Annotated in this window: 1 protein-coding gene and 2 pseudogenes; 2 read left to right on the top strand and 1 reads right to left on the bottom strand. The window is 44.4% G+C overall.

Translation table 11 applies throughout. From position 1 onward, the window contains the following. Positions 1–130 (top strand): annotated as a pseudogene (locus AC075L_RS07220) (uracil-DNA glycosylase); the annotation flags it as partial. 45 nt (positions 131–175) lie between these two features. Next, on the top strand, positions 176–1,804 hold the full coding sequence (locus AC075L_RS07225; protein WP_022381210.1) for a putative polysaccharide biosynthesis protein: 1,629 nt from the start codon (positions 176–178) through the stop codon (positions 1,802–1,804). Positions 1,805–2,031: 227 nt separating this feature from the next. On the opposite strand, the pseudogene AC075L_RS07230 reads toward AC075L_RS07225, so the two are convergent. Further along, positions 2,032–5,337 (bottom strand): annotated as a pseudogene (locus AC075L_RS07230) (acyl-CoA dehydratase activase-related protein); the annotation flags it as partial.

Below are 5,337 nucleotides of genomic sequence, written 5' to 3' on the forward strand. Positions count from 1 at the left end.
GGAGGCACCTCATCCAAGTCCTCTGTCTGCTTACAGGGGATTTTTCGGATGTAAACATTTCAGTAAAACAAACGAATTTCTTGTTGCCAATGGTCTGGAACCAATCGACTGGCAGATAGAAAATATATAAGAAAAGAGGTAATGTGTAGTCAGGTAAAAGACACACAGTGATAACATGAATCAGAAAAACAATTTAGTAAAAAATGCATCCTTTCTGATGATTGCAGCTATGATCTCCAAGGTAATCGGTCTTCTGTACAAGAGTCCCCTTTCCAATATTATAGGAAGCCTTGGAATGGGCTATACAAGCCTTGCGCAGAATGCCTATATGATCCTTCTGATGATCGCATCCTTTAGTATTCCACAGGCGGTATCCAAGCTGATCTCCGAGCGTATTGCTCTGAAGGATTACAGAAATGCACATAAGTTCTTTAAGGGTGCCATGATCTATGCCATGGTGATTGGCGGAGTGGTCGGTTTGTTCTGTCTCTTTGGAGCAGGGCTGATCATCCCTCAGAATCAGAAGGATGCAATTCCGGCACTTCAGATCCTGGCTCCGACGATTTTTTTGTCCGGTATTCTTGGGGTATTCAGAGGATATTTTCAGGCATACAGAAATATGATGCCAACATCTATCTCCCAGATCATTGAGCAGGTATTTAATGCGGCAGTCAGTCTTCTGGCTGCATGGGGATTTATCAATGCATTCTCAGATGGAACAGAGAACAGCATTGCAAAATGGGGGGCAGCAGGTTCCACAGTAGGAACCGGAGCCGGAGTGGTGACTGCATTGGCATTCATGCTTCTGGTATATGGTGTGAACCGCAGAAAAATCCTGCACCGGGTAGAGAGAGATCACAGACACCAGGAAGAGTCCTACAAAGAGATTTTTCGTGTGATCATCCTGGTTGTTTCGCCGATCATTCTCAGCGCCTTTGTTTATAATGTAAATGCTTATATCAATGGGTATCTTTTCTCGGATATTCTGGGAAGAAGAGGTGGAGATGCGGCACAGATTGGTATTTTATATGCAGAGTATGCTACTTACTTTATGACAATTATTAATATTCCTCTGACACTGTCCAGTACGGCACCTACTTCCATGATTCCGGAAGTTTCCGCCCTGTATGCCACCGGAGACATTGAAGCGACCAGAGAGTGCATTGACCAGACCGTACAGCTTTCTATGGTAGTTTCCGCCCCATGTGCCATGGGACTGGCAGTGCTTGCACAGCCGATTGTATTTTTGCTTTACGGAAATTCCACAGGACTGGCAGCCAACCTGCTGATCCTTGGTTCTTTTTCGATCCTGCTCAATGGAATGTCAAATATTTCCAATGGAGTTCTGCAGGCAATCGGACAGCAGAGGATTCCGGTGATTACGGCAGCAATCGCACTGGTTGTGGATATTGTGGTAGTGGTAGTGTTGCTGTTTACTACAAACCTTGGAGTTTACGCACTGCTGATCGCAATGGTGATCTATTCTGTGGTTGTATGTGTGTTAAATGACAGAGCCATGAAGAAATATCTGCAGTATAAGAATCCATGGAAAGAAGGATATCTGTATCCTGTTCTTGCATCTGTTCCCATGGGAATTGTTGCAGGCTGTATCTGCTATGGACTGAACATTTTTGTAAAATCCAATTTCATTTGTCTGATCGTTTCCATTCCTGTTGCTGCGGTTGTTTATCTGTTTGCTTACCTGATCATCAGCAAGCCGTCAGAATCACAGCTTAGAAGAATTCCGGGCGGAAGCTATCTGATAAGGATTGCAGAGAAACTTCCGTTCTGGCAGAATAATTAAACACTGAAATTATAAAAAACAAAAGAGTTATATTTCATGGTTTAAATGTAGTTCTGAAATAGAAACACATTTAAAATTTCTGAAATATAACTCTTTTTTTGAGCGCGTTTGAAAAATGCTTTTCGCAAAGCAGGATATGTAGATTGCGGGAATGATTTTTCAAATACGCTCTAAGACGGATATATTGCAAGGTAAAATACATTGCAATATATCCATTACGGTATTATTTATGCATTTTTTTCTTCTGCTTTTTTCAGGTTTTTCTGGGCTGTGGAGAGCATCAGTTTGATTCGGTTGAGCTGGTTAACTTCACTTGCACCCGGATCATAGTCGATGGCTACAATATTGGCTGTCGGATATTCTCTGCGGATTTCTTTGATAACACCCTTACCTACAATGTGGTTCGGCAGACATCCGAAAGGCTGGATACAAACAATATTCGGAACATCTCCATGGATCAGTTCCATCATCTCACCTGTCAGAAACCATCCCTCACCTGTCTGGTTTCCGGTGGAAACGATCGGAGATGCCATTTTTGCCAGATCTCTGATATCAGCAGGCGGTGCAAAATGGCGGCTCTGTGCAAGAGCTTCGCTTGCAGGCTTTCTCACCCATTCGATTGCTTTGATTCCCCAGTTTGCCATGGTTGCCTTGGACTTCTTGAATCCAAGATTTTCTACCTTAAAGTTCTGATTATAGAAGCAGTAGCACATGAAATCGATCAGATCCGGTACAACTGCCTCAGCGCCTTCAGATTCCAGAAGCTCTGCCAGATGATTATTTGCAGCAGGCAGGAACTTGACAAGGATCTCACCTACGATGCCGACACGAGGCTTCTTCACATCACTGATCGGAATGGTATCAAATTCATGAACCATTTCGCGGCACATTTTTTTAAACTGGCTGTGGCTGATACTGCTTCCGCTTAAGAAAGAGATCACACGCTGTTCCCAGATTTTATGTTTCCTGTTTACCATTCCCTCTTCCAGTTCATAAGGACGCATACGATATACGCATTTCATCAGGATATCTCCGAATACGGCACCGTAAGCAACTTTCTTCACTAATGGAAGCGTAAGTTTGAATCCGGGATTGCTTTCCAGACCGCTTAAGTTAACAGAGATAACCGGAATCTGTTCCATACCGGCTTTCTTTAATGCGCGTCGTATAAATGCGATATAGTTGGAAGCACGACATCCGCCACCTGTCTGGGACATGACAACGGCCGTTTTGTTCAGGTCATATTTACCGGAAAGCAGAGCATCCATGATCTGTCCCACAACGATCAGAGACGGATAGCAGGCGTCATTGTTTACATACTTCAGACCAACATCCACTGCATGCTTATTGTCATTCGGAAGCACCTCCAGGTTGTATCCGCAGGAATTGAATGCTGCCTGCAGGAGGCTGAAATGGAACGGTGACATCTGCGGGCAGAGGATGGTATAGTCCTTTCTCATTTCCTTTGTAAAGGATACTTTATCAATGGAAGCAGGTTTGACAGTACGTTTCTGTCCCTGTGCTTTCTTCGCGCGGATCGCTGCGATCAGGGAACGGATACGGATTCTTGCAGCACCAAGGTTATTTACCTCGTCAATCTTTAAGCAGGTATAGATTTTGTCACTTCCGTCAAGGATTTCATAAACCTCGTCAGTAGTAACTGCATCCAGACCACATCCAAAAGAGTTGAGCTGGATCAGATCCAGGTCATCGCGTGTCTTTACATAGTTTGCAGCAGCATACAGTCTGGAGTGGTACATCCACTGGTCATTGACGCGGATCGGGCGTTCCACAGGTGCCAGATGAGAGATGGAATCCTCAGTAAGTACGGCAATACCATAGCTGTTGATCAGAATCCGGGATACCATGATGGATTTCCGGGTCAATATGGTATGGGCGTCCTGCAAGGACAATACCATGGCGTCCTGTATCTTCCAGATATTTCAGGGTTTCTTCCCCTTTTTTCTGTACATCGCGGCGTGCAGCAGCCATTTCCTCCCAGCCCTTATGCACAGCAGCTTTGACTTCTTCTGCCGGGATATCCTTAAATTCCTCTACCAGACGATTTGCCAGAATTTCCTCAGAAGTAAATGCAAGGAACGGATTGCGGAAGGTAATGGACGGATCATTTAATTCGTCTACGTTATTTTTGATATTTTCGGCATAAGAGGTAACGATCGGGCAGTTATAGTGATTGACTGCATCTGGGAACTCGTTACGTTCATATGGAATACAAGGGTAGAAAATAAATTTCACACCATTGCGGATCAGCCAGGTTACATGGCCATGTGCGAGCTTGGCAGGGTAGCATTCGGATTCACTTGGAATGGATTCAATACCCAGCTCATAAATCTTTCTGGTGGAAGTAGGAGAGAGCACAACCTCATACTTCAGTTCTGTAAAGAAAGTATACCAGAAAGGATAATTCTCAAACATATTCAGAACACGCGGGATACCTACTTTACCTCTGGATGCCTTATCAGCAGTAAGCGGTGTGTAGGAGAAAATACGTTTATATTTATATTCATAAAGATTCGGAATATGATCTTTGTTCTTTTCCTTGCCAATACCACGCTCGCAGCGGTTACCGCTTACATACTGGCGGCCGCCGGAGAATTTGTTGATAGTCAGACGGCAGTTATTGGTACATCCACGACAGTTTGCCATAGAAGTTGTATATTTCAGCTCGTTGATCTTATCAATGGAGAGCATAGTCGTTTCTGCGCCTTCCTGATGGCGTTCACGGGCAATCAGTGCGGCACCGAAGGCACCCATGATTCCGGCAATATCCGGACGGATAGCTTCGCAGCCGGCAATCTTTTCGAAACTTCTCAGAACTGCATCATTGTAGAAAGTACCACCCTGTACAACGATGTGTCTGCCAAGTTCGGAAGCATCAGAAACCTTGATAACCTTATAGAGTGCATTTTTGATAACAGAGTAAGCAAGACCTGCGGAAATATCGGATACTTCAGCTCCTTCTTTCTGTGCCTGTTTAACTTTGGAATTCATGAAAACGGTACATCTGGTACCAAGATCAATAGGATGTTGTGCGAAAACAGCAGCTTTTGCGAAATCCTGTACTGTATAATTCAGGGATTTGGCAAAGGTTTCAATAAAGGACCCGCATCCGGAGGAACATGCTTCATTCAACTGTACGCTGTCAACGGTCTTGTTGCGGATCTTGATACATTTCATATCCTGTCCGCCGATATCCAGGATACAGTCTACCTCCGGGTCAAAGAAAGCAGCTGCATAGTAATGGGATACGGTCTCAACCTCGCCCTCATCCAGGATCAGGGCAGCCTTGATCAACGCTTCTCCGTAACCTGTAGAGCAGGAATAAGCAATCTTTGCGCCTTCCGGAAGCAACTCATAGATTTCTTTAATAGAACGGATAGTGGTTTTTAACGGGTTTCCGTTGTTGCTGCTGTAAAAGGAATAGAGAAGTGTTCCATCTTCGCCTACCAGTGCAGTTTTGGTTGTGGTGGAACCTGCATCAATACCCAGATAGCAGTTTCCTTTATATGTAG

The organism is Blautia sp. ZXY-1-B12, from assembly GCF_056339915.1.